This window comes from Bacillus cereus group sp. BfR-BA-01311 (assembly GCF_022664295.1).
GTDB classification, from domain to species: Bacteria; Bacillota; Bacilli; order Bacillales; family Bacillaceae_G; genus Bacillus_A; species Bacillus_A cereus.
On the sequence record NZ_JAKUHC010000008.1, the window covers coordinates 52962 to 78707 of the forward strand.

The window sequence follows — 25746 nt, forward strand, 5'->3', positions numbered from 1 at the left end:
TAGGGGCAATAAATTCTTAAATTCACTTTACTTAATAAAAAATAAAAAAATATTGTATGAGAGGAAACCTCACTTTTCTGAAGTGAGGTTTTTTGTAGTAACGAAGTAATAGTGAATAAAACTAATTTTAAAAGTAATTTAAAATCAAACTTTTTATAAAGCAACAGATGCTCGTTCATAATAGTAGTATAATAGTGAATGAGGTGTTAATAGAATGGAAGATAGAACATTAGGTTTATTACTAGATGTTGTTGGGGAATTATTTTCAGATGAAATTTCAATTGCTGTTTCGAATACGAAAGAATATATTTACTATCGGCCAAGTAAACGAATTGATTTAAAGATTAGTGTCGGGGATCCTATAAAGGAAGGAACGATTGCTCATAAAGCGATGGTGATGAATCAAAAAACCTCTGAGTTTATGAATCGGGATGTTTTTGGTATTCCTTATCATGGAATGGCTGTACCATTTTCAAACAATGGAAAGCTTGAAGGGTGCGTAACGGCAATTTATCCAGCTTTAACGGATGGAAAGTCAGTCGTTACTTTAAAAACAACAGACGGCTGGATTCCGGTTCCTTTTTCAAAGGTTATGTATTTAGAGGCTAAAGATAAAAAGACGTACGTGAATTCAGAAGAGTTATCAGGAACACATAAATACTCTCTACAAGAATTCGAATACTTGCTTCCGAAAGATTCATTTATTAGATGTCACCGTTCGTTTATTGTAAATGTTAATCATATTAAAGCAATTTATCCTGATACCCATTCTACTTTTTTACTTTCAATGGATAATGGTGAGAGAGTACCAGTTAGTCAATCATACGCTAGTTATTTCCGTAAACTTCTAGGATTCTAAATTTTTCTGCTTTAGAACCTAGATTTGCTGTTCTGTCTGAATTTTCGGCATTGTATACTAAAATCCCTTTTTTGATAGTGTTAATGTGTAAAATAATTATGAATATTCAATGAGAGAGGGATTACATATGGAGAACAATTTAGATAGAATCAGAGATCAACGTCTAAAAAATCGGGTAGTTACACCTGAAGAAGCAGCTTCCTGGATTCAAAGTGGAATGACTTTAGGCTTAAGTGGGTTTACACGTGCAGGTGATGTGAAAGCAGTCCCATTTGCGCTTGTAAACCGAGTTAAGAATGATGAATCTTTTAAAGTAAATGTTTATACTGGGGCTTCTTTAGGATCGGATGTAGACAAATTATTTGCTGAGGCAGGAATTTTAGGGAAAAGATTACCTTTCCAAGCTGACGCGACTATGCGAAAAGGAATTAATAACGGAGACTTTTTATTTGTGGATCAACACTTGTCTCATACAGCAGAGTTACTCCGTGCTGACGTTCTGGATATAGATTTCGCTATTTTGGAAGCGGTTGCGATTACAGAGGACGGAATGATTATTCCAACCACTTCAATTGGAAATTCCTTAGCGTTTTCCTTAAATGCTAAGTCTATTATTATTGAAATGAATATGGCTCAATCCGCGCAATTAGAGGGGCTACATGATCTATATGAACCAGGTAAACAAGGGGAGAGGCTTCCAATTCCGCTTGTGAAAACAGATGACCGAATTGGAACAATCGGTATTCCAATTGATCCTGAAAAAGTAAAGGGAATTGTGTTTACGAATCAATTGGATTCGCCATCGACAATTGTTCCTCCGGATGAAGAAACTGTTATTATGGCACAGCATTTAATAGAATTCCTTCGAGAAGAAGTCAAAGTAGGCCGATTAACAAATCGTTTAGCGCCGTTACAATCAGGAATTGGTTCAGTGGCTAACGCCGTATTGCATGGAATGTTAGATTCAGAATTTGAAGATTTAGAAGTATATTCCGAGGTCTTACAAGATGCAGTTTTTGATCTTATGGATGCTGGAAAAGTCAATTTTGCTTCTTGTTGTTCTATCACGCTTTCTGAAGAGAAAATGCAACAAGTATTTTCTAAATTTGAAAAATATCGTGACAAATTAATGATGCGTCCGCAAGAGATTTCCAATCATCCTGAAATCATTCGTCGCCTTGGATTAATCTCAATTAATACTGCATTAGAATTAGATATATACGGAAATGTTAACTCTACTCACGTTGTAGGTACAAAAATGATGAATGGTATTGGTGGGTCTGGTGATTTTGCAAGAAATGCACGCTTAGCTATCTTTGTTACTAAATCGATTGCGAAAGGTGGTAACATTTCAAGTATTGTTCCTTTCGTTTCTCATGTAGACCATACTGAACATGATGTAGATGTTATCGTCACTGAACAGGGGTATGCCGACTTAAGGGGACTTGCGCCAAGAGAAAGAGTGGAACTTATTATTGAGAATTGCGCACATCCAATGTATCGTGATCAACTACGAGCTTATTACGAAGAAGCAAAAACAAGAGGTGGACAAACTCCTCATATTTTAGAAAAAGCTTTTTCTTGGCATACGAATTATGCTAAAAATGGAACAATGCTTGAAGCGGTAGTAGAAACTGTATAGGTTTGTATCGTACAAAATAGTAAAATGAATGAGTGGGTTTGAAGATTAAATTTTAGAAAAAGAGAACGCCAACTTTTAGGGATGGCGTTCTTTTTCTTTAAAAAAATTGTTGAAAATTGTACTGGTTATAATAAAGATTTATAAAAATAATCTCTAATTTATGAAAATAAAAGGTTTTTTGAAGTGCTTTCCGAATCAATTTAGTAGTTTACATATCGAAGGTGAGGAAAAAGAATCATGAAGATAAGAGAAGCGTTATTAAGTGAAGCAAATGAATTAAGTGAACTCGCACTACAATCAAAAGCAACGTGGGATTATAGTGAAGAATTCATACTTGCTTGTAAGGAAGATTTAACAATTACAGAAGAATACATAAAAAATAATTTTTTATATGTTTTAGAAAACGATAATGCGAAGATTGGTTTTTTCTCATTTTTACGTAATGATAAAGCTCTCGATTTCTTGTACATTCATCCTGATTACAAAGGAAAAGGTTACGGGAAAATACTTTGGGAGTATGTAATAGAAAAAGCCAATGAACTAGGATTAAAAAGTTTTACAATTGATAGTGATCCGAATGCAAAAGGATATTACTTGAAAATGGGAGCACAGTTAATAGGAGAGACACCATCAACTGTCTTTAAGGGGCGTGTACTGCCTCTTTTGAAATATGATGTGTAAAACTATTAATAGTAGGGGAAGATTAGAATGGATGATGTAAAGGAAAAAAGAATATATGAAGCACTAATAAAATCGTGGTCGATTGAAACGAGTTCAAAGTGGACAATTGAAAACCCAGCAAAGGGACAATGTGGTGTTACAGCTCTTGTCGTTCAAGACATATACGGAGGAGAAATTAAAAAGACAAAAGTAAGAGAGGTATGGCACTTTTATAACTTTATAGATGGGCAGAGATTTGATTTTACAGAGACTCAATTCAATGGGAAATTGAATTATATGGATGAAAAGTCAAATCGGGAAGAAGCATTTGCAGATACAAATGAAAAGCAATATAACATTTTGAAGGGAAAAATAACGAAAGAATTAAAATTATCTTTTGACTCTTAATCTTTAATAAGTTACTATAATGGTGGTAACTTATTAAAGGGAACTTCATAGAGTTGAAAGGGGAAATACTTTTGAAAACAACTTATGTAAACGCTACAATTGTAACGATGAATGAACAAAACGAAGTGATAGAAAATGGATATATCATTGTAGAAAATGATCAAATTATAGATGTAAAGAGCGGAGAATTCGCTAATGAATTTGAAGTAGATGAAGTAATTGACATGAAAGGAAAGTGGGTTTTACCAGGGCTTGTAAATACACATACACACGTTGTAATGAGTCTCCTAAGAGGTATTGGAGATGATATGTTATTACAGCCATGGCTTGAGACGAGAATTTGGCCACTGGAAAGTCAATTTACTCCCCAAATTGCGGTCGCTAGTACGGAATTAGGATTACTTGAGATGGTGAAAAGTGGTACAACATCATTCTCTGACATGTTTAATCCAATTGGAGTAGATCAAGACGCAATTATGGAAACGGTATCAAGGAGCGGGATGCGAGCTGCTGTTTCAAGGACTTTATTTAGCTTCGGAACGAAAAACGATGAAAAGAAAGCGATTGAAGAAGCTGAGAAATATGTGAAGCGTTATTATAAAGAAAGTGGCATGTTAACTACGATGGTTGCACCACATAGTCCATATACATGTAGTACAGAATTGTTAGAAGAGTGTGCTCGTATTGCAGTAGAGAATCAAACAATGGTTCATATCCACCTTTCTGAAACAGAGCGTGAAGTACGTGATATTGAAGCACAGTACGGAAAACGTCCAGTAGAATATGCAGCGAGCTGTGGATTGTTTAAACGCCCAGCAGTTATTGCACACGGTGTAGTATTAAATGATGATGAGCGTGCATTTTTAGCAGAACATGATGTTCGAGTAGCACATAACCCAAATAGTAATTTAAAACTAGGTTCTGGTATAGCGAATGTAAAAGCGATGCTAGAAGCAGGAATAAAAGTAGGAATTGCAACAGATAGTGTTGCATCTAACAATAATTTAGACATGTTTGAAGAAATGCGCATAGCGACTTTATTACAAAAAGGTATTCACCAAGATGCAACAGCTTTACCAGTTGAAACAGCTCTTACACTTGCGACAAAAGGAGCTGCTGAAGTAATCGGCATGAAACAAACCGGGTCACTAGAAGCTGGTAAGTGTGCTGATTTTATTACGATTGACCCGTCTAATAAGCCGCATTTACAACCAGCAGATGAAGTGTTATCACACCTTGTATATGCTGCTAGTGGAAAAGATATAAGCGATGTAATTATTAACGGAAAACGTGTCGTTTGGAATGGCGAATGTAAAACGTTAGATGAAGAGCGTATTATATTTGAAGCACGTCGTTATAAACGAGGTCTGCAAAGATAGATAATTATGTGGCAGTTGAAAAAGCTATCCTTTTAAAAGGATAGTTTTTTTTCTTGAACGAATAAATATTCAAAAGAATGTCGCATCTTTCTGTTAGTATTTCTGCTATAATATATTACGCTTTATAATATTTTATATTTAAGGAGAACAACTCATGAAGCAAAAAAAGAGCCATTTAATGGTAATGGCACTTGTTACATCTTTATTATTAACAGCTTGTAATAATAAAGCGGATAAAAGTGACATAGAGGTTAAAAAACAAGTGTTAAATGTAACAGTATCAGAAGAAATTCCTTCTCTGGACACTGCGAAAACAACGGATGGTACATCAGCACACATTATGCAGAATATATTTGAAGGGTTATATGTATTAAACGATCAAGATCAGCCTACTCCAGCCATAGCAAAATCGTTTAAAAGAAGTGAAGATGGTAAGAAATATACATTTGACTTGCGTAAAGATGCAAAATGGTCAAATGGGGATAATGTAACAGCAAATGATTTTATATTTGCTTGGAAACGTGCAATTAACCCTGAAACAGCCTCTCAATATGCGTCCATGCTCTTTTATGTAAAAAATGCGAAAGAGATCAATAAGGGAACAATGCCTCTTGATGCACTTGGGGTTAAAGCGATAAATAATTATACGTTAGAAGTTGAACTCGAACAGCCAGTCCCGTATTTTTTACAGTTGTTAGCACTACCTATATACTTACCACAGCATGAATCATTTTTGAAAGAACAAGGAAACAATTATGCATTGGAACCTAGTAATCTCATATATAACGGTCCATTTGTATTAGAAAAATGGAAGCATGAACAAGAGTTTCAATTAAAGAAAAATACTACATATTGGGATCGAAAGAAAGTGAAATTAGATGAAATAAACTTTCATATCCTAAAGGATACAATGACAGCTGTAAATTTATATGAAGCCGGAGATTTGGATCGAGTACCTATTAATTCGCAAGTTGTAGACAAGTATAAAGGGAATAAGGAATTACATATGTCGAGTGATCCTGGAATTGCTATGCTTCGTTTTAATGAAAAAAATAACGCGTTAGCAAATAAAAAGGTGCGTCAATCTATTTCATTAGCGTTAAATAAAGATGATTTCGTTGCTCACTTTATTAATAACGGAGCAAAACCTGCAAGTGGGCTTGTACCAGTTGGTCATGTAAATGAAGTGACTGGTAAAGATTTTAGAAAAGAAAACGGAGATCTTTCTTCATATGATTTACAAACTGCGAAAAAAGTTTGGGAAGAAGCGAAAAAAGAACTTGGAGTAGAGCAAGTAAACCTAGAGTTCTTAACGTTCGAACAAGATAATGCAATACGTATGGCAGAATATATAAAAGGTGATTTAGAGAAGAATTTGCAAGGGTTAACGATACAAATTAAACAACAGCCATTTAAGCAAAAATTACAGTTAGAACAAATAGGTGATTACGATATAACTATGGCAAATTGGGGACCTGACTATAAAGACCCAATTAGTTATTTAGAGTTATTTACGACAGGGAATCCGAATAATAAAATGAATTATTCTAATGTTCGTTACGATGAATTAATAAAGAAAGCGAAAACGGATTTTGTACTAGATACGGAAAATCGATGGAAAGCGTTGCGAGAAGCCGAGCAGGTATTATTAGAAGATGCAGCTGTGGCACCGCTTTATCATATTGGCTCAGCGTATGTACAAAAGGATTATGTAAAAGGGATTGAAAAACATCAATTTGGTGGTATTTATACTTATAAGAATGCTTATATTGCTAATGAATAAATACAAAAAACCTTACTTTTTAAAAGTAAGGTTTTTTTTACAGAGGACCGGGAAATCCTTTGGTGGTGTTCCTAGCATATAAAGAAGAGAAGTGCAAAATTGTAGTTACACATTCATAAGAAGTTGCAACAAATAATATTGAGCAGTTTGTTTAAGTAAAGAGAAGAATAGAAATATAGCATACAAGGAATAAGGGAATGTAGTACAGATCAGCATACAAGCATGTTCTTTCTGTAACTATGTTTGTTTTTAATTATATAAAAAAATATTAGGTTATATATTTTGTCCTTGGTATACTTAAAAGGTAATTTGGGGTATTAAGATGAATTGATAGAGGTGTTTGTGTGGAATTATTTGAGTATTATAAAAAAAGGGGGCGGTTTAAGTGTTTAATTGGGACAGGGATTTTTCTCTTTGGATTATATTGTCTGTATAATAGTTGGGGTGATGTTAATTGGGGAGAAATAATATTTATGGTTATAGCTTCGTTTGTTTTTGGGGGGATTGGATTTTGGCAATTAAGAAAAGGGAACTTATTAGAAGAGAATATAGCTAAAAATGATTTGAAGTTTTGGGATATTGATACTTATGTTTTACTAGAATTACCTCAAAATAATAAACATTACGGTTTATATACTCCCGATGGGGCCTATATAGTAGGAACAACTATGGTTTCAACTGATATAATTTCTTCAAAATTACCTTTTTTAAAAAACAAGCAAGTTATTGGATTGGAAGCAAAGGATGGGGAAACTCTTGCATATTTTCATAGTGAAGTTGAAAACTATGATTGGGCTATTTATGACTCAAATTATAATTGTGTAGGTATGTTTAAAGAAAATATGATACAAGGATTTGGAATGGTACGTGGTTCTTTAATGAATGAAAAAGAGATAAGACTTTCTGAAGTAGAAGTTGAATTTGATTTTTTCGAAACTTCTTTTCGTACAATGGATAACCGGATATTAATAAACTGTAAAAGAGGATATATGCCTTTGGAATGGAGCGAAAGATTCGGATTAAATGTACCTATTATTAAATTAGGTAATAATATTTCTAATGCTGAAAAGATATTTGGTTTAGGGGTTCTTTTCTACATTTTAGAAACAATTAAAGTAAGAAAAAGTAGGGTTTTTAATGATTAGAGTTTCAAAAATTATTTAAAAAAGAAATTGAAGAAAAGCAGTGCTTCTTTTTAGGTGTTGGTGTTTTTGAAATAGTTAAAGAATGAATCTTAATTCACATATACATAAAAAAGGGGAATTTCTATGAAATCATTACGTTTATTTATGATTCTCACTCTTGTTGTATTGTTAAGCGCGTGCAATACAGCGACACAAGTTACAAAGGTTCAAAAAAATGGCGAAACGACTTTAAAAATTGGTTCTCTGCAAGGGTATTACGATGTACAAACACTTAAAGCTGAAAAAGGAAATGTGGAAATCCCTTATGAAGCAGCTGTTGAAGAAGGTACGATTTTATTACAAGTTACAAAAGATGATAAGGTTATTTATGAAGAAGAAATCACTTCTCAAAAAGAAGGTTTGCTTTCTTTTGAAGCTTCAAAATCCGGATCATATGATTTAATTGTACGCGTGAAGGGTGAAAAAGAGAAAGCAAAAGAAATTCAAATACATACTAAGCTATGAAAAAACGGTAAGTGGAGTGCACCCGCTTGCCGTTTCCATTTTCAGTTGATTCTGTCACAACATATGTTTATCAATTTAAGAGGTGATCTTCCGAAATTCCTAATGAAGTTAAAATAAGAGATCAACAAAAAATATGTTACAACCTTGGCGTGGTAGTAACGGAATTTATAACTCTCTTTTACACGATAAAAAGACTGGGTTTGATACATTTTTATTCGAAAGAGATGTAGATGGTAAAAAGCAAGTAGTAGTATTTAGGAGAAGGGACATAAGGTGATGCTCTTTTTGGAGAAGGTGTACTAGATCTTACTACCGATATTGATTATATATGGGGGGAAATAAGTTGAAAAGCATTGAAGTTCTAAATACATATATTGAAGGGAGTTCTGTTTCAATCCCTACGTGGTTAAAGCATCTAATTGAGGCAGAGGAGATACATCAAAACTATGAGAATGTACAAGTACTTGGTGCATTAAAAACAGATGCGGTGTTGTACTATGTACACCGTACGCTGCAAGTGTTGGATGGACTGTCTTTAGATGAAGAAGCATATCGTATTATTGAAAAGGTACTAACGTATAGTGAGCTTGCAAAGGTAGGATCTTTAAAACAGCGGGAGCAATGGAAGAAAAAAGGGATTAATCTATTGGTACATAACGAGGGTTCTGCTGATATCTTTAGTGATATTCAGTTTATTGAACGTGTAGAGACAAACTTAAACTCTACTGAGTATTTGTTTATTCAAGATTTAATTAGAACACATGGATTAATCGGGCAGTATATACGCGGGGAGGCTCGTTTGGACTCTCATGTTGATTTAATTAACACATATAAAGAAGAATACGGAGACGTTAGGTTAAAGGAGATTCTATACTATCTTAACCAATGCATTATTGAGGGCGTATCAAAAGCTTTGTGGAGTGAAGTGAAGAACGATGTGAAGATTACAATTGATGGTCTGTTTGATGGTTATATGGAGCCATTTACTTCTCGTATACATAGACTCACGCCAAAACATAAGGAGTCAGCATTTGAAAAAGATATAATTATGGGGAGCGAGAAGAGTGACGTTCAAACATTCCTATCTAATAAGGATTTGTGGTATGTAGAACCTTCTATGCATGCTCTTAGCTTTGAGGATATTTGGACAGTTTTTGTTATGTTAAAGAATGAGATAGGCACTAGAAAAGTTCAGCATATACATTTCGAGAAATTGATGCAGCAGCTACATTATGATTTCAAAGGCGAAAAAAAGGACAACGTGTATCGTAAGCGAGTTATTGAGAAGTATCTACGGGAGTACCGTGAGAACGAGAAACCGAATACAACGCATGTTTCTTTTCAGGTTAAAGTCGATGAAGATATGAAGACTGCGTATGTGTCGTTTCGGTTTTCTGCTGTAGGTGAGGCGTTAATTACCTTCTGTGTAGAGGCAGAAAAGATAGATATGATGCATGCTCGGGCAAATGTGCTGCTGTTTGATTTCTTCGGGTTACGAAAGGATGCATATGATAGATTCCATAACGAAGAAGTGTATCTGGAGCATATGAATAGCTCGGCTGATGATAAACGAATTATTCTTGATTATATAAAGGGAGATACGATTGTAGATGTCGGAGCCGGTGGTGGTGTCATGCTAGACATGATTGAAGAAGAGACCGAGGATAAACGAATCTACGGTATCGATATTTCCGAAAACGTGATTGATACGTTGAAAAAGAAGAAGCAGAACGAGGGGCGTTCTTGGAACGTCATTAAAGGGGATGCAATCAATTTAAGCAGCTCATTTGAAAAAGAATCGGTTGATACGATTGTATATTCTTCTATCCTTCATGAGCTGTTCTCTTATATCGAGTATGAAGGTAGGAAATTTAATCATGAAGTAATTAAAAAGGGGCTGCAGAGTGCTTATGAGGTGTTAAAGCCAGGAGGCCGTATTATCATTCGTGATGGCATCATGACCGAAGATAAAAGGTTAATGCGGGTGATTCGTTTTAAAGATGCAGGCGGAATGAAGTTCTTAGAGCAGTATGTCCAAGAATTTAAGGGGCGTATAATCCAGTATGAGGTACTTGCAGACAATACAGTCAAAATGCCTGTTAATGATGCAATGGAGTTCTTATATACGTATACTTGGGGTGAGGATTCCTTTGTTCATGAAGTGCAGGAGCAGTTTGGAATTTTTACGCCAAACGACTATAAGGACTTCGTAAAGGGTATCTTTGGAGATAAAGTAAATATCGTTCAAGCTATGAACTATTTGCAGGATGGATATACAAACCATCTTAGCGAGAAAATCGAGTTTACAGATGAGTCTGGGAATGCTGTTACGCTACCAGATAGTACGTTCTTTATGGTTTTAGAAAAGAGGTAATGATGTTGAAAGACTTTAAAAATATAATTTTAAGAAACTTAATTTAATAGTCTTCAGTTAAATAGCGTATTTTTAGAGTAATGAAAAATTCCTAATTTCTTAACTTTATACCGAGAAACATATCCAAGTGGGGTATTGACGATTAAAACCGGGAATATTAGAACAAATTCGCTAGCTGAAATCTATCGAAACTCCCCTGTTTTTCAAAATCTTCGTAATCCTGACAAGTATAAGGGAAAGTGTGGTGTTTGTGAGGGATCTCGTTCTAGAGCATATGCAATGACGGGGGATTATATGGAAAGTGAGCCTTTCTGCGTATACGTACCAAAAGCATTGCGAAAACAGAAAAAGAACATAAAAAAGGGCTATGAGTAAAAGCTTACTCACAGCCCTTTTTTAATGTTTTATAATGTATAGTACTTCGCATCCGTCATTAAAAATTCGCTACCTATAACTGTTGTACTGAAACAAGTTTTTTACACATGTATTCTACTAAACCGATTTTAATAAAGAATAAAAATTCGTATCATAGGGAATGTCATCTTGATACATATAATTTTTTAGAACGCCTTCTTTTTCAAAGCCTAATTTTAATAGTACTTTATTGGAAGCTTCATTTTCAAGAAATACAATTGCTCCGATCCGCTTTAAATGAATCGTATGGAAACCGTATGATATAACCTCAGAAACAGCTTCAGTCGCATATCCTTGTCCCCAGTGTTCAGGCAAAAAGGCATAACTTATATTGGCTCGTTTATGCTCGGAAGACCAATCGTGAAAACCAATGGTACCGATGAGTTCTTTCTTGTCTTTTAATTCGATTCCCCATTTTATACCGCTTCTTGCATTGTAGCTCAACTTAAAGTTATGAATGATTTGTTTCACTTGATCAACATCTTGTAACGGTTTTTGGCCATAATAGCGCAGTACATTAGTATTAGAAAAGCATTGTAGTATACGTGGTGCATCTTTTTCGGTAAGTTCTCTTAAAATGAGTCTTTCAGTTTTTAATAAAGGAAACATATTTTCGCTCCTTTTCACATGAAAATAGAATGTATTTGTTATTATATAATTTAATCTGAAAATAAAGATTATTCAAGGTGTAAGGGTAGATTTGATTTATGATAAACTTAGATGTGGAATATATTTCAAAAAAGAGGTTTGGAAATGGAAAAAAATTCGATATTAATTGTAGATGACGATAAAGATATTATTCAATTTATTAATGTGAATTTAAAACAAGAAGGTTTTAAAGTTTTTAGTGCTCATAACGGAGAAGAGGCTTTAGAAATAATAAATAATAACAGTATTCAACTTGCTATTTTGGATATTATGATGCCTCAAATGGATGGTATAGAACTTTGTAGAAGGATTAGAGAGAAACATAGTTTACCAATTATGTTTTTAAGCGCGAAATCATCGGATGTAGATAAGGTAATTGGATTTAGTACTGGGGCAGATGATTATATTGTGAAGCCGTTCAGTACAATTGAATTTATAGCAAGAGTGAAAGCTCAATTAAGAAGGTATACATATTTCAATCAAAATGCTCCCCAAGTAATGGAAAAGAAAATAAATATTAGAGGTTTAGAAATAGATGAAGTGTCGAGAACAGTAATGTTATATGGAGAAAGAATCAATCTTACGAAAACTGAATATGATATTTTACACTTAATGGCAGCTGCAAGGAATCGTGTGTTCACAATTGAAGAAATATATGAGAGCGTTTGGAACGAAAGAGCCTATGAAAGTAATAATACAGTAATGGTTCATATCGCAAGATTAAGAAATAAAATTGAAGAGAATCCAAAAGAACCGAAGTTTATACAAAATGTTTGGGGAGTCGGATATAAAATTGAAGATTAAATCATTACAAGGCATTAGAGCTAAGTTTTTTATCGCATTCATATGTAGCATCTTGTTAGCGACTGTAAGTATAATAGTGTTTCAAATTTTAGTTGGAAATATATATAGTCAGGTTAATGTTTTAGAGGAAAAATATTCATTTTTATATTTTATAGTTTTTTTGATTTTTACTACAACATACTTTGCATGTATGACAAAAACACTGATGAAAAGGTTGTCTCAAATTAACAAGAACCTGAAGGAAATAAGTGACGGTAATTTTGAAATACATATACCTATTTTGAAAAATGACGAGATTGGTGAACTAGCGGCAAATGTTAATAGAATGGCGAAAAGCTTAAAAGAGTCTATCGAGAATGAAAAAAAATCACAGGAAATGAAAAATGAAATGATTAGTAATATTTCTCATGATTTACGAACGCCAGTAACATCTTTAATCGGTTATGCGGACCTGTTAGGAAATAAACTTCATTCGAATGGAGAGGAATGTGAACAGTATGTAAGTATATTAAAGCGAAAAAGTTATGAATTAAAACATCAAATAGATGATTTATTAGAATACTGTCAAATAAATTATAGAGAGATTGAATTACATAAAGATGAAGTAGATATGAAAGCATTAATTGAACAAATCATGATTGACTTTGTACCACAATTAGATGATGCTAATATGAGCTTTTATATTAAAAGTGATGAAGTGCTACATGTAGAAGTTGATGTAGCACTTATAGTGAGACTATTTGAAAATGTAATAGGTAATAGTATTATGTATGGAAAAGATGGAAAGGAAATTGCAATTGAAATTTCCAATAAAACAATGAATGTTGAAGTAGAAATTAAAAATTTTGGACAATGCATTCCGAAAGAGGACCTTCCTTACGTTTTTGAGAAATTTTATCGTAGTGAAAAATCACGTAGTTCTCATACGGGCGGGAAAGGAATAGGACTTGCAATTTCAAAAAGTATAGCCGATCTCCATCAAGGGGATATCACTGTACGTAGTAACGATAAAGAAACAGTTTTTACTGTGAAATTACCGCAGTATAAAAAAGTAAGAAAGTCGTAAGTATTTCTTTTATATGTCGTAATTTTTACTTTGTATCATTGAGAAAAAGGATATGAGAGTAGGGACGCGACATGTGGAAGGCATTTTTATTAGTAATTATAGTTTCTTTTTTAATTATAAGTTGGATCTTAGTTTATGTAGCTAATGGTGTTACATCAGTTTTTGTTTGGTGGAGTATACAGGCTTTTAGTTTTATTTCAGTTTTCCTCTTGGTAGGATCAGTAATAATATTTTTTTGGAAAGGCATTTTTAGAAAGCGGATAGATAGAACGCTATTTTTAATCATTCTGTTTTCTATCATTGGAGCTTGGCCTGTCGGTTGGTTTGCTAATATAGGTAGAATTGCTTATCCAGCAGATATACAATCGATGAGTCCTAAAGCAGTAGTTCGTTTTCCTTTGAATGAGCGAGCATTAATAGGTTGGGGTGGTGATCGGTTAGAAATGAACTATCACGTTATAAAACCAAATGAAAGGTGGGCATATGATATTCTCATTCCACCTGCTGAAGTGAAAAGTAGTAAGTTAGAGGATTACGGAATATATGGAGCGAAAGTAATGGCACCAGCTTCTGGGACGGTTGTATCAATTAATAATAATGAACAAGATTTAGTTCCGGGATCGGATAATTTTCAGTCAATGGCTGGGAATCATATTTATTTACGACTAGATGAAACGGGCACATTTTTAATTCTTGCCCATTTAAAGAAAGGATCAATTAATGTGAGAGAAGGACAACATGTAAATGAAGGAGAATTTCTTGCTCAAGTCGGTAACTCAGGAAGTTCAAGTGAGCCGCATTTACATATTCATCATCAAAGGCAAGATCCGTCCAAGGTAAGTATGTTTTTTGCGGAAGGATTGCCACTTTACTTTCGAACTGAAAATGGTGTCATGATGCCGGAAAGAGGGATATACACAAGTGGTAACTAGAAGAAAATCATTTCATCCAAAAAGGGTACTCCAAATTAAAATTGGAATACCCTTTTTTCATTACCCTACAAATGTTTGATACAGTAAGAAGATATTTAAAACGATAACGAGTGCTGCAATTATCCAAGCGATAAATGTTGTTATACGGTGGTTAACGAGTGCACCCATAATCTTTTTGTTACTTGTAAACATAATAAGTGGCACTAGTGCAAATGCAATACCGAATGATAAGACGACTTGGCTCATGACTAGAGCGTAAGTTGGATTTACACCTAAAGCGATAATAACTAATGGTGGAATCATTGTAATAAATCGGCGTAAGTATAACGGAATATGCATGCGAATGAAACCTTGCATAATAATATCACCCGACATTGTACCGACAGAAGAGCTAGATAGTCCTGCTGATAAGAGCCCAATTCCAAACAAAGCAGCTGATATAGGACCTACTAAGTTGGTAAATTGAGTGTAAGCAACATCTAAATCTTCAACGTGCAAGCCGTTTTTAAAGAATAGTGCAGCAGCAACAATTAACATACTTGCATTAATTGCTCCAGCAATAACCATTGCAATAATAATATCGATAAATTCGAAACGAAAAATCTTTTTCTTTTGTTCATCATTTGTTCCGACCACGCGGCGTTGTGTTAATGCAGAATGCAAGTATATTGCATGCGGCATAACTGTCGCACCTAAAATCCCTGCTGCAAGTAATATACTGTCTACACCTTGGAATTTTGGAATAAATAGTCCTGAAAGAAGGGGACTTAATTCTGGTTTTGCATAAAAAACTTGAATCCCAAAAGCAATTACTACAATGAAAATCATTCCTGTAATAATAGCTTCTAGTGGACGAAATCCTCTACGTTGAAACTCAAGAATAATAAATGATCCGGCTGCTGTAATTAAAGCGGCAGGTAGCATCGGGATTCCAAATAGTAAGTAAAGTCCTAATGCAGCTCCAATAAATTCCGCTAAATCTGTAGCCATAATAACTAGTTCACCTTGTATCCATAAACCGATAGACACAGGCTTTGGAAAGTTTTCACGAGCTATTTCGGGTAAATTGTTTCCTGTAGCAATTCCTAATTTAGCTGATAAAGTTTGGATTAATACAGCCATTAAGTTAGAAGCGAGTATAACCCATAATAGTAAATATCCATATTGTGAACCAGCTGCGATATTTGTAGCAAAGTTGCCAGGGTCAATATAAGCAACGGACGCTATAAAAGCGGGTCCTAAAAATGGTAACAGTCTTTTCCAGCCTTTTGTTTCTCCACTTAAAGCTAAGTGAGCTGATTGTACGGTTGTACTTTCAGAAGGGAGATGTTCATCTTTTGTTATATCTTTATTCATAGTAGTTTTCCCCTTTAAAATGTTAACTTGATGAAATTATTGTATTTATTCTTACTCATTATTTCAATACATTTAGATATGTTATATGATAATTTCATTTGAACACGAAAGTTTCCTTAATGCAAATTATATGCCTTTATGCAATGGATGGTGTGATAACGTAAAATAAATTGGGAGTTTATGGTGTGATGACGTGGGGAAACATAATAAATTAAAGGGTCAATTTTGAAATTTATGTGAACATAAAGCCGATAATCCAGCATATTAATTGATGGAATTGCATTTGTATGATATATAATATATTGGGATTACAACATAACCATAGTGTTTTGATGTGTAATCTTGTTTTTTATTTTTGTTAACTGATAGAAAATAGTATAAAGAAAAGAAAATGGGATTCATTTTCTTATTATATATGTTTTGATATGAACGTTAACTTATACATGATTTTAAAAATTAGATAGGTGGTAGAAATACATTGGCAACTACAAAACCATACAGAGTATTACTATATTACATGTACACAACAATTGAAAACCCAGAAGAATTCGCGGCAGAGCATTTAGAATTTTGTAATTCACTTGAATTAAAAGGAAGAATTCTTGTAGCGAAAGAAGGTATTAACGGAACTTGTTCTGGAACTGTAGAACAAACAGAGAAATACATGGAAGCAATGAACAATGATCCACGTTTTGACGGTATCGTATTTAAAATAGATGAAGCTGATGGTCATGCATTCAAGAAAATGCACGTGCGTCCTCGTCCAGAGTTAGTTACACTTCGTCTAGAAGATGACATTAACCCACACGAAATAACTGGGAAGTATTTAGAGCCAAAAGATTTTTATGAAGCAATGAAACAAGAAGATACAGTTATCATTGATGCACGAAATGATTATGAGTTTGATTTAGGTCACTTCAAAGGTGCGATTAAACCTGATATCGAATCATTCCGTGAATTACCAGATTGGATTCGTGAAAATAAAGAAGTACTTGAAGGTAAAAAGATTTTAACTTATTGTACAGGCGGAATTCGTTGTGAGAAGTTTTCTGGTTGGTTAGTTCGTGAAGGCTATGAAGATGTAAGTCAGCTTCACGGCGGAATTGTAACGTACGGAAAAGACCCAGAGGTACAAGGTGAGCTTTGGGATGGACAATGTTACGTGTTCGATGAGCGTATTGCTGTACCAGTAAACCAAAAAGAACATGTTATCGTTGGTAAAGACCACTTTACAGGTGAACCTTGTGAGCGCTATGTAAACTGTTCAAATCCAGAATGTAATAAGAAAATTTTATGTTCTGAAGAAAACGAAGCGAAATATTTACGTGCATGTTCTCATGAATGTCGTGTAAGTCCACGTAACCGCTACGTAATACAGCATGAATTAACGGAAGAGCAAGTAGCTGCTGCATTAGAGCAAATCGAAGCAGGGAAGTAAACTGAATTCGTATAATAAAAGGGGTGCTCCAAGTTTAATTTTGGAGCACCCTTTTTTTATTATCCGGTCCTGTTATTTGTCGGTTTTTGTCGATAAGTCGATATATTAAAAAAATCGCTGATATATTTCGAGTTGCGCCGATATAATGGGAAAATCGCTGATAAAAATTCACTTACTGCAGCGGGCTAAGAATTTGAAAATAATCTTTTTTAATTTTTATCTTCTTTCTCTTTAACGGCAGAAAGTACCGTTTGTTTTACCCAAGCTTTTCTTCGTTTATGTTGTAGACCCCATTGGTATAAACTTTGGGCTCCTAAAATAAGTGAAATGACAATGCCGCTAATCGCAATTAATAGAGCGAAAAATTCAAGAGGTGACGATATTTTGTTTGAATCGGTGTTTCTTAAAAGGTCAATCATAGTAAACCCTAACATTTGGCCCACTACAGAGTAGAGCGTTAAAATTAATAATAAAAGGCTATCTTTTTTAGAGGCGACATTTTCTTGATATTTAAACAAACTATCAAGATTTTGTTTCGCGTTCGAGTATAGAACCTCAATATTAAAAAGTTTTCTTAAGCGGAAGAAAATATCTTCACTCTGTGATTGGGATACTAATTCTAAAGAAAAATAATTAGCAGTGAACGAATTGATCGAATAAATTAATTTCTCTATTTCATTAGTATCTTGTTCAATATTTAGCTCAGCATAGGCGTTCGCCATTTTTAATAAAACAATTTTATGGAATAGGTTTAATAATAAAGCGTAATAAAATTCCCCGTACATTTGACTAGCAAGTTTAGCGATTTCGCGTTCTCCTTCATTTGTTACACATGTAAAAATATGTTCTTCCATTATGAAATAACGATTTGGAGCCCATCTCTGGTAAGCGTGTTTTTTTAAATAGTCATGAATGTAAGGAAGGTTATTTGCGCTCACATATGGCTTACCATCACTTGTTAATCCGGAAAGACTAGAAGTACGATAAACATCCACTTCATTAAGCTCCATACCTTCTTTTAGTGACAATAAAGTTTGGACGTACATTCTTTGGTCTTCGAAGAAAGGGAAGGTTTGAAAGTATGAACTTCTTAATCTCTTCTTTTCAAAGAAATCAGTTACACCATGAAATAAATAACCAAAAATGAATTTTTCAACTTGGGAATACTTTTTTCCGTTACATTCAATACAAATAGTCTCATTTGTATCATTTTTAGTTTCAAGTACACGGAAGCGAGCAGCGAATTCGATTGCTTCAGATAAAGTCATGTTTGGAGCAGTGTTTACTTCTGTTCGAATTGTTAAGAAGCCAAGTTCATAAGGACAAAGTGTGACATCAATAGAGTGTATCTTGAATGGAATTGAAATAAGGTTTGTTGTTAAATGTCCAGTTAAGTTAAGGTCCTTTGAATAACGTTGCAAGCCCTTTTGATGCTCTGAGTGAGGAAAGAGAATTTTATTTGTAAATGAAAGATAGTATGCTTCCATATTTTGATGTGAAACTTTAAACTCCCCATAATATGTATTTTCATCATCGAGATGATCGAGCCGAAAAGGACGAAAATCGTTTTTTTGTAAGAAAGGGAACATCTCTGGTTCATATCCAGCTTTAAACGAAAACGGGAATATAAATTGAAATATAGCTGTTGCTACACCTTTTTCCTCAATTGATTGTATTGCCTCCATCTACATTGTGTCCTTTCCATATCTGCTATAGAAACAACATGCCCAAATTTATTTGAAAATAACCACTCTTTTATACTCAATTGAGAGTGAAAATTCAGCTTATTTAGCAGGGAACATGTATAATGTTATGTATACTAAAAGTTATAAAATTGTATTTTGAAAAGGGGGATGCTGTATGCGGATTTTAGTATTAGGCGCTGGTGGAGTCGGAGGATTTTTTGGTGGCAGATTAGTCGAGAAGGGAGAAGATGTCACGTTTATTGTTCGTAGTAAACGGAAAAAACAATTAGAGGAAAGAGGACTTGTAATCCGAAGTGTTAACGGGGATTTTTCCTTCCGACCGAAATTAATAACGAAAGAAGAGCGAACTTCTCCATTTGATGTTATTTTATTTTCAACAAAAGCGTATCACTTAAACGAGGCAATTCAAGATTTGAAGCCGTTTGTTGGCGAAAATACTGTAATCATTCCATTGTTAAATGGTATCGCTCATTTATCGCTATTACAAAAAGAATTCGGCGAAGAAAAAGTAATTGGCGGTTTATGCTTTATCGAGACGACGTTAAACGATCAAGGAGAAATTGTACAAACCAGCGCTGCCAACAGACTTGTGTTTGGAGAAATTAAGTCTCAAAATTCAGAGAGAGTAAAGCATATTTCTAAAGCATTTTCAGGTACGAAATCTAGTTTTGTTTTAAGTGAAAATATTACGCAAGATATGTGGCATAAATATTTATTTATTACTGTAATGTCAGGTGTGACAACGTTAATGCGTGCACCAATTGGACCAATCCGTGAAAGTGAAGGCGGCCGTGATTTTATCCGTAATGTGTTTGAGGAATCTGTACAAATCATGAGAGTATTAGGAGCTCCAGTAAAGGCTAATATTGCCCAGGAACATATGAAAACGATTGATAAAATTTCGTATGATATGAAGTCATCAATGCAACGTGATATGGAAAAGGGTTCGTTTATTGAAGGGAAGCACTTGCAAGGATATTTACTGGATGTAGCAGAGAAATTTTCTATAGCGGCACCATTATTAGAATCTATATATCAAAATTTAAAGGTGTACGAAGAGATGACCTTTAACAAATCCGTAATAGAATTAGATGTATGAAAAAATAAAAAAGATAGCAATATATAAGTGTATTGCTATCTTTTTTATTTTTTTGTATGACAAATTATTTATTTCTTTTCGTTCTATCTGTCAAATTTATTTCCTGTTCACGTTTACCATATAACTGATTAATTTCATTTGCTACTGCATCTAAATATGAATCGGAAAAAATAGGCTTCTTTTCTTTAGACATATGGGTCTCCTTTGCGGATTTTTAATATTCATTATGTATATTTCTCAGCGGATTATGCGCAATCATTTTAATTTTTTTCTTATTAAAAATTTTTGTTTACTTTTTGAAAATAAAGGAGTATTATAATCCACAGTTTCAATTTTCTAAATCGCTGAAACCGCATGGTACGGGGGACCCGTTTTTACGGATTAGTACATAATCCGATGGGGTGAATCCTTGAAAAAGGTAGGGCTACTCATAGGCCCGAATCCGACAGCTAACCTCGTAAGCGTTATATTGAGAAGGAAGGTGGAGCTTGTGCGACAAAAAAAATAATGTCTACAAGTCTATTTCGCTATGGCTTGTAGACATTTTTTGTTTTCTGAAGAAATCGTTTACTGGCTGTAACAAGCAGAAAAGTTCGTACAAAATTATTGGAGAGTGGACAGCATTGGTTTCATCTATTAAAAGATTTTTAATTGGAAGACCGTTAAAATCAACAGAGCTTGGAGAACAAAAGCTTAATAAAACGAAAGCTTTAGCTATTTTATCTTCTGACGCATTGTCATCAGTTGCTTACGGTCCAGAACAAATTTTAATTGCTTTAGCAGGTGTGGGAGCGATCGCTTATTGGTATTCCATTCCGATCGCTGTTGGGGTATTAGTATTATTGACAGCCCTTATTTTATCTTATCGTCAAATTATTTTTGCTTATCCGCATGGCGGGGGAGCGTATGTTGTATCAAAAGAAAATTTAGGGATGAATCCAGGCTTAATTGCTGGAGGATCTTTATTAGTCGACTATATTTTAACTGTTGCGGTAAGTGTATCTGCAGGTACAGATGCGCTAACATCTGCTTTTCCTAGTTTACATGCACATAATGTAATCATTGCGATTATATTTGTTATATTTATTACGATCTTAAATTTAAGAGGAGTAACGGAATCAGCTTCTGTTTTAGCATATCCTGTTTATTTATTTGTTTTAGCCCTATTTATATTAATTGGTGTAGGCATATATAATATTTTGACTGGTCACGTTTCACCAACTTTACACACGCCGATCGGAACGCCGGTTGCGGGTATTAGTTTGTTTTTACTGTTAAGAGCATTTGCATCAGGTAGTTCTGCTTTAACAGGTGTTGAAGCAATTTCAAACGCAATTCCGAACTTTAAAGATCCTGCGCCAAACAATGCTGCAAAAACATTGCTTGCAATGGGTGCATTACTTGCTGTGTTATTTTCAGGAATTGTATTTTTAGCTTATTATTACGGAGTGACGCCGAGTAAAGAAGTAACAGTTGTTTCTCAAATTGCTGAACAAACATTTGGACGTAATTTCATGTACTATTTCATACAAGGTACAACAGCTTTAATATTAATTCTCGCAGCTAATACAGGCTATTCTGCATTTCCTTTATTAGCGGTTAACCTCGCAAAAGATAAATTCATACCGAGAATGTTTACGATTAGAGGAGACCGTCTAGGTTACTCAAACGGTATTATAATACTTGGAGTTGCTTCGATTATTTTAATTGTAGCTTTCCAAGGACAAACAGAACATTTAATTCCGTTATATGCAGTAGGGGTATTTATTCCATTTACACTTTCTCAAACAGGGATGGTATTAAAGTGGCTTCGCGAAAAACCTGAAGGATGGGTTTTAAAATTAACGGTTAATTTAATTGGTGCAGTTATTAGTTTTATCGTAATGAGCATGTTCTTTTTAACTAAATTTGCACAAGTTTGGTCGATTCTTATTTTCTTACCTGCTATTATCTTCTTGTTTCATCGAATTAAGAAGCATTATGATGCAGTGGGTGATCAATTAAGTTTAAAAACTTGTGAACCTCTTATTCCAATTGAGGGGAATGTAATTGTCGTTCCTGTAGCAGGTATGACGCATGTAGTAGAAAATTCATTGAACTATGCGAAATCTCTTTCTGCAGATCAAGTTATCGCTGTATATGTTGCTTTTGACAGAGAAGAGGAAAAGAAATTTGAAGAGAAATGGAAGGTGTGGCAACCTGAAGTAAGGCTTGTTACATTACATTCTCATTATAGAAGTATTATTCAGCCGTTAACGAAGTTCATTGATACAGTGCAATATAAGGCAAGTGAATCGAATTACCGCGTTACGGTCGTTATACCACAGTTCATTCCGAAAAAAGGTTGGCATAACATTCTTCATAATCAATCCAGTTTACTCATACGTGCGTATTTACTTTATAAAAGAAATGTTGTTATTACGACAGTTCCATATCATTTGAAAAAATAAGAAGATTTTTTAAGGATAGTTTCATGAAAATGAAGCTATCCTTTTTGTGTATATGCTATGCATAATTGCATACGGGGTTAAAAATTATATCAATATAATTTTACCGGTTGTTTGCAAGTAGTGTTTTCTGTTGTGATATGTAGATATTTCAATCGATAAAGTGAATCGGATTATATTTTGAAATAAGGACATGAAAGCTTGAAAATAAAGGGAATGAAAATACTTCTTTACGTTATATAAACAGCTGTGTTTAAATGACCTTACAGTACAAAACTTATATGAAAACAAAACGAAATTTCATATTTACGTATGTTGTTTAGTTTAAAATGAATAATATTTTTATGTAATATATTCACTGTGTGAATGTGGGAATTTCGATGAAATAGAAAATTTATACAATATTATTCATACTAAACACATACGAAAAGTTTTACAACAATAAGTAAGTACTGTAGCAATAACAGTTGGGAGAGATGGTTCATACATAGATCAAGGTGAGAACGTTCTCTATTTTAACCATCTCAAATTATGGGCAAGAAAATAGAATAATAAAATGCGATAGTAATAGTTGCTAATACATAGGAGGAGTTAAAGTGAAAAAGACTTTAATTACAGGGTTATTGGTTACAGCAGTATCTACGAGTTGCTTCATTCCTGTAAGCGCTTACGCTAAGGAGGGGCAAACGGAAGTGAAAACAGTATATGCGCAAAATGTAATTGCTCCAAATACATTATCCAATTCAATTAGAATGTTAGGATCACAATCACCGCTTATTCAAGCATACGGATTAATTATTTTGCAACAGCCAGACATTAAGGTAAATGCGATGAGTAGCTTAACGAATCATCAAAAGTTTGCAAAGGCGAATGTACGAGAGTGGATTGATGAATATAATCCGAAGCTAATTGACTTAAATCAAGAGATGATGAGATACAGCACTAGATTTAATAGCTATTATAGTAAGCTCTATGAACTAGCAGGAAACGTAAATGAAGATCAGCAAGCAAAAGCAGATTTTATGAGTGCATATGGAAAATTACAATTGCAAGTACAGAGCATCCAAGAGAGTATGGAGCAAGATTTATTAGAGTTAAATCGATTTAAAACAGTATTAGACAAAGATAGTAACAACTTATCAATTAAAGCCGATGAAGCAATAAAAACACTACAAGGATCAAGTGGAGATATTGTGAAATTAAGAGAAGATATTAAAAGAATTCAAGGAGAAATTCAAGCTGAACTAACTACTATTTTGAATAGACCTCAAGAAATCATTAAAGGTTCTATTAATATCGGTAAACAAGTATTTACAATCACAAATCAAACTGCACAAACGAAAACAATTGATTTTGTTTCTATCGGTACTTTAAGTAATGAAATTGTAAATGCTGCAGATAGTCAAACGAGAGAAGCAGCTCTTCGCATTCAACAAAAGCAAAAAGAGTTATTACCACTTATTCAAAAGTTATCACAAACTGAAGCAGAGGCGACTCAAATTACATTCGTTGAAGATCAAGTAAATAGCTTTACAGAATTAATTGATCGTCAAATTACAACTTTAGAAACGTTATTAACGGATTGGAAAGTTTTAAATAATAATATGATCCAAATTCAAACGAATGTTGAAGAAGGCACGTATACAGACAGTAGTTTACTTCAAAAACATTTCAATCAAATTAAAAAAGTAAGTGATGAAATGAATAAGCAAACAAATCAATTTGAAGATTACGTTACAAACGTTGAAGTACATTAAACAGAAAAATAATTAGCGATATAGGGAGAGAAGAAAAATGACAAAAAAACCTTATAAAGTAATGGCTCTATCAGCACTGATGGCAGTATTTGCAGCAGGAAATATTATGCCGGCTCATACGTATGCAGCTGAAAGTACAGTGAAACAAGCTCCAGTTCATGCGGTAGCAAAAGCTTATAATGACTATGAAGAATATTCATTAGGACCAGAAGGCTTGAAAGATGCAATGGAAAGAACAGGTTCAAATGCTTTAGTAATGGATCTGTATGCTTTAACAATTATTAAACAAGGTAATGTTAACTTTGGAAATGTATCGACTGTTGATGCAGCTTTAAAAGGAAAGGTGATTCAGCATCAAGATACAGCTAGAGGAAATGCGAAGCAATGGTTAGATGTATTAAAGCCACAGCTTATTTCAACGAATCAAAACATCATTAACTACAATACGAAATTCCAAAACTATTATGATACTTTAGTTGCTGCAGTTGATGCAAAGGATAAAGCGACTCTTACGAAAGGCTTAACTAGATTATCAAGTAGTATTAATGAAAATAAAGCACAAGTGGATCAGTTAGTAGAAGACTTGAAGAAATTCCGAAATAAAATGACTTCGGATACGCAAAACTTCAAGGGTGATGCAAATCAAATTACATCTATATTAGCTAGTCAAGATGCAGGGATTCCGCTTCTGCAAAATCAAATTACAACGTACAATGAAGCAATTAGTAAATATAATGCAATTATTATCGGTTCATCTGTTGCGACAGCTCTAGGACCAATTGCAATTATCGGTGGTGCAGTAGTTATTGCTACGGGCGCAGGAACACCGCTAGGAGTAGCATTAATTGCAGGTGGTGCAGCAGCTGTAGGCGGTGGTACAGCTGGAATCGTATTAGCGAAGAAAGAGCTTGATAATGCACAAGCAGAAATTCAAAAGATAACAGGACAAGTTACAACTGCGCAATTAGAAGTAGCAGGATTAACGAACATTAAAACACAAACAGAGTATTTAACAAATACAATTGATACTGCAATTACAGCGTTACAAAATATTTCAAACCAATGGTACACAATGGGATCAAAATACAATTCTTTACTTCAAAATGTAGATTCTATTAGTCCAAACGACCTAGTTTTCATTAAAGAAGATTTAAACATTGCGAAAGATAGCTGGAAAAACATTAAAGACTATGCAGAAAAGATTTATGCTGAAGATATTAAAGTAGTAGATACGAAAAAAGCATAATCGAATACGAATCGTTAGAGCGTTAAGTGTTGATGAATGATTTGAAGCTCCTGTTCAGTTGTGAGCAGGAGCTTTTGAT

At 34.0% G+C, this 25746-nt stretch carries 21 protein-coding genes, 1 pseudogene and 1 riboswitch; of the genes and pseudogenes, 18 read left to right on the forward strand and 4 right to left on the reverse strand.

All coding sequences use genetic code 11. The annotated features are described in order from the left end of the window. The first annotated feature begins 214 nt into the window (after positions 1-214). The 10 genes and pseudogenes from MR136_RS18805 to MR136_RS18850 all read left to right on the forward strand — a co-directional run. Complete coding sequence (locus MR136_RS18805; protein ID WP_000390210.1) at positions 215-859, forward strand: LytTR family DNA-binding domain-containing protein; 645 nt, start codon at positions 215-217, stop codon at positions 857-859. Between the two features lie 127 nt (positions 860-986). Beyond that, positions 987-2501 (forward strand): acetyl-CoA hydrolase/transferase family protein, encoded by a 1515-nt coding sequence (locus tag MR136_RS18810; RefSeq protein WP_017673947.1) that lies wholly within the window; start codon positions 987-989, stop codon positions 2499-2501. Between the two features lie 237 nt (positions 2502-2738). After that, the gene (locus tag MR136_RS18815; protein ID WP_000701907.1) at positions 2739-3182 is read left to right on the forward strand and encodes a GNAT family N-acetyltransferase; all 444 of its coding nucleotides are present in this window, start codon (positions 2739-2741) and stop codon (positions 3180-3182) included. Positions 3183-3209: 27 nt separating this feature from the next. Continuing rightward, positions 3210-3569, forward strand: a complete 360-nt coding sequence (locus MR136_RS18820; protein WP_000342907.1) for a YunG family protein — start codon at positions 3210-3212, stop codon at positions 3567-3569. A 53-nt stretch (positions 3570-3622) separates the two neighbouring features. Then, the gene (locus tag MR136_RS18825) at positions 3623-4948 is read left to right on the forward strand and encodes a bifunctional S-methyl-5'-thioadenosine deaminase/S-adenosylhomocysteine deaminase (protein ID WP_031312322.1); all 1326 of its coding nucleotides are present in this window, start codon (positions 3623-3625) and stop codon (positions 4946-4948) included. 154 nt (positions 4949-5102) lie between these two features. Then, positions 5103-6731: a peptide ABC transporter substrate-binding protein gene (locus MR136_RS18830; RefSeq protein ID WP_000810614.1), complete on the forward strand. Its 1629-nt coding sequence runs from the start codon at positions 5103-5105 to the stop codon at positions 6729-6731. A 344-nt stretch (positions 6732-7075) separates the two neighbouring features. Further along, on the forward strand, positions 7076-7876 hold the full coding sequence (locus tag MR136_RS18835; RefSeq protein WP_002164570.1) for a hypothetical protein: 801 nt from the start codon (positions 7076-7078) through the stop codon (positions 7874-7876). 123 nt (positions 7877-7999) lie between these two features. Continuing rightward, on the forward strand, positions 8000-8380 hold the full coding sequence (locus MR136_RS18840; RefSeq protein WP_000838922.1) for a BA_1872 family lipoprotein: 381 nt from the start codon (positions 8000-8002) through the stop codon (positions 8378-8380). Between the two features lie 328 nt (positions 8381-8708). Beyond that, complete coding sequence (locus MR136_RS18845) at positions 8709-10754, forward strand: class I SAM-dependent methyltransferase (protein ID WP_002025623.1); 2046 nt, start codon at positions 8709-8711, stop codon at positions 10752-10754. 117 nt (positions 10755-10871) lie between these two features. After that, positions 10872-11129, forward strand: a pseudogene (locus MR136_RS18850) (SPASM domain-containing protein); the annotation flags it as partial. A 117-nt stretch (positions 11130-11246) separates the two neighbouring features. On the opposite strand, the gene MR136_RS18855 reads toward MR136_RS18850, so the two are convergent. Further along, positions 11247-11777 (reverse strand): GNAT family N-acetyltransferase, encoded by a 531-nt coding sequence (locus tag MR136_RS18855; RefSeq protein ID WP_017673941.1) that lies wholly within the window; start codon positions 11775-11777, stop codon positions 11247-11249. A gap of 144 nt (positions 11778-11921) precedes the next feature. Between MR136_RS18855 and MR136_RS18860 the strand changes: the two genes are divergently transcribed. The 3 genes from MR136_RS18860 (at position 11922) to MR136_RS18870 (ending at position 14618) form a co-directional block, all read left to right on the forward strand. Then, a complete protein-coding gene (locus tag MR136_RS18860; RefSeq protein ID WP_000414517.1) occupies positions 11922-12620 on the forward strand; it encodes a response regulator transcription factor in 699 nt (232 codons plus the stop codon). Continuing rightward, complete coding sequence (locus MR136_RS18865) at positions 12586-13686, forward strand: HAMP domain-containing sensor histidine kinase (protein ID WP_162837403.1); 1101 nt, start codon at positions 12586-12588, stop codon at positions 13684-13686. Before MR136_RS18860 ends, MR136_RS18865 begins: the two co-directional genes overlap by 35 nt. Positions 13687-13757: 71 nt before the next feature. After that, the gene (locus MR136_RS18870; protein WP_000265296.1) at positions 13758-14618 is read left to right on the forward strand and encodes a M23 family metallopeptidase; all 861 of its coding nucleotides are present in this window, start codon (positions 13758-13760) and stop codon (positions 14616-14618) included. A gap of 60 nt (positions 14619-14678) precedes the next feature. On the opposite strand, the gene MR136_RS18875 is transcribed toward MR136_RS18870, so the two are convergent. Continuing rightward, entirely contained in the window at positions 14679-15974 is a 1296-nt protein-coding gene (locus tag MR136_RS18875; protein ID WP_048656561.1) for an Nramp family divalent metal transporter, read from the reverse strand. Positions 15975-16452: 478 nt separating this feature from the next. Here MR136_RS18875 and trhO point away from each other — a divergent pair, with 478 nt between their 5' ends. Then, entirely contained in the window at positions 16453-17412 is a 960-nt protein-coding gene (trhO, locus tag MR136_RS18880) for an oxygen-dependent tRNA uridine(34) hydroxylase TrhO (protein WP_000246231.1), read from the forward strand. 209 nt (positions 17413-17621) lie between these two features. Here the strand turns inward: trhO and MR136_RS18885 are convergent, their stop codons facing one another. Beyond that, positions 17622-19097 (reverse strand): hypothetical protein, encoded by a 1476-nt coding sequence (locus tag MR136_RS18885; RefSeq protein ID WP_078421292.1) that lies wholly within the window; start codon positions 19095-19097, stop codon positions 17622-17624. 175 nt (positions 19098-19272) lie between these two features. On the opposite strand from MR136_RS18885, the gene panE reads away from it, so the two are divergent. Further along, the gene (gene panE / locus MR136_RS18890; protein ID WP_017673939.1) at positions 19273-20217 is read left to right on the forward strand and encodes a 2-dehydropantoate 2-reductase; all 945 of its coding nucleotides are present in this window, start codon (positions 19273-19275) and stop codon (positions 20215-20217) included. A gap of 64 nt (positions 20218-20281) precedes the next feature. Here the strand turns inward: panE and MR136_RS28455 are convergent, their stop codons facing one another. Further along, positions 20282-20410, reverse strand: a complete 129-nt coding sequence (locus tag MR136_RS28455; RefSeq protein ID WP_000031873.1) for a hypothetical protein — start codon at positions 20408-20410, stop codon at positions 20282-20284. Between the two features lie 139 nt (positions 20411-20549). Further along, positions 20550-20696: riboswitch (cyclic di-AMP (ydaO/yuaA leader) on the forward strand. Positions 20697-20840: 144 nt separating this feature from the next. Between MR136_RS28455 and MR136_RS18895 the strand changes: the two genes are divergently transcribed. The 3 genes from MR136_RS18895 (at position 20841) to nheB (ending at position 25667) form a co-directional block, all read left to right on the forward strand. Next, complete coding sequence (locus MR136_RS18895) at positions 20841-22667, forward strand: APC family permease (RefSeq protein ID WP_000254901.1); 1827 nt, start codon at positions 20841-20843, stop codon at positions 22665-22667. 593 nt (positions 22668-23260) lie between these two features. Then, positions 23261-24421 carry a non-hemolytic enterotoxin NHE subunit A gene (gene nheA / locus MR136_RS18900; protein ID WP_000751828.1) on the forward strand — a complete coding sequence of 387 codons (1161 nt, stop codon included), beginning with the start codon at positions 23261-23263 and terminating at the stop codon, positions 24419-24421. A gap of 37 nt (positions 24422-24458) precedes the next feature. Further along, entirely contained in the window at positions 24459-25667 is a 1209-nt protein-coding gene (gene nheB / locus MR136_RS18905) for a non-hemolytic enterotoxin NHE subunit B (protein WP_000162976.1), read from the forward strand. The last annotated feature ends 79 nt before the right edge of the window (positions 25668-25746 follow it).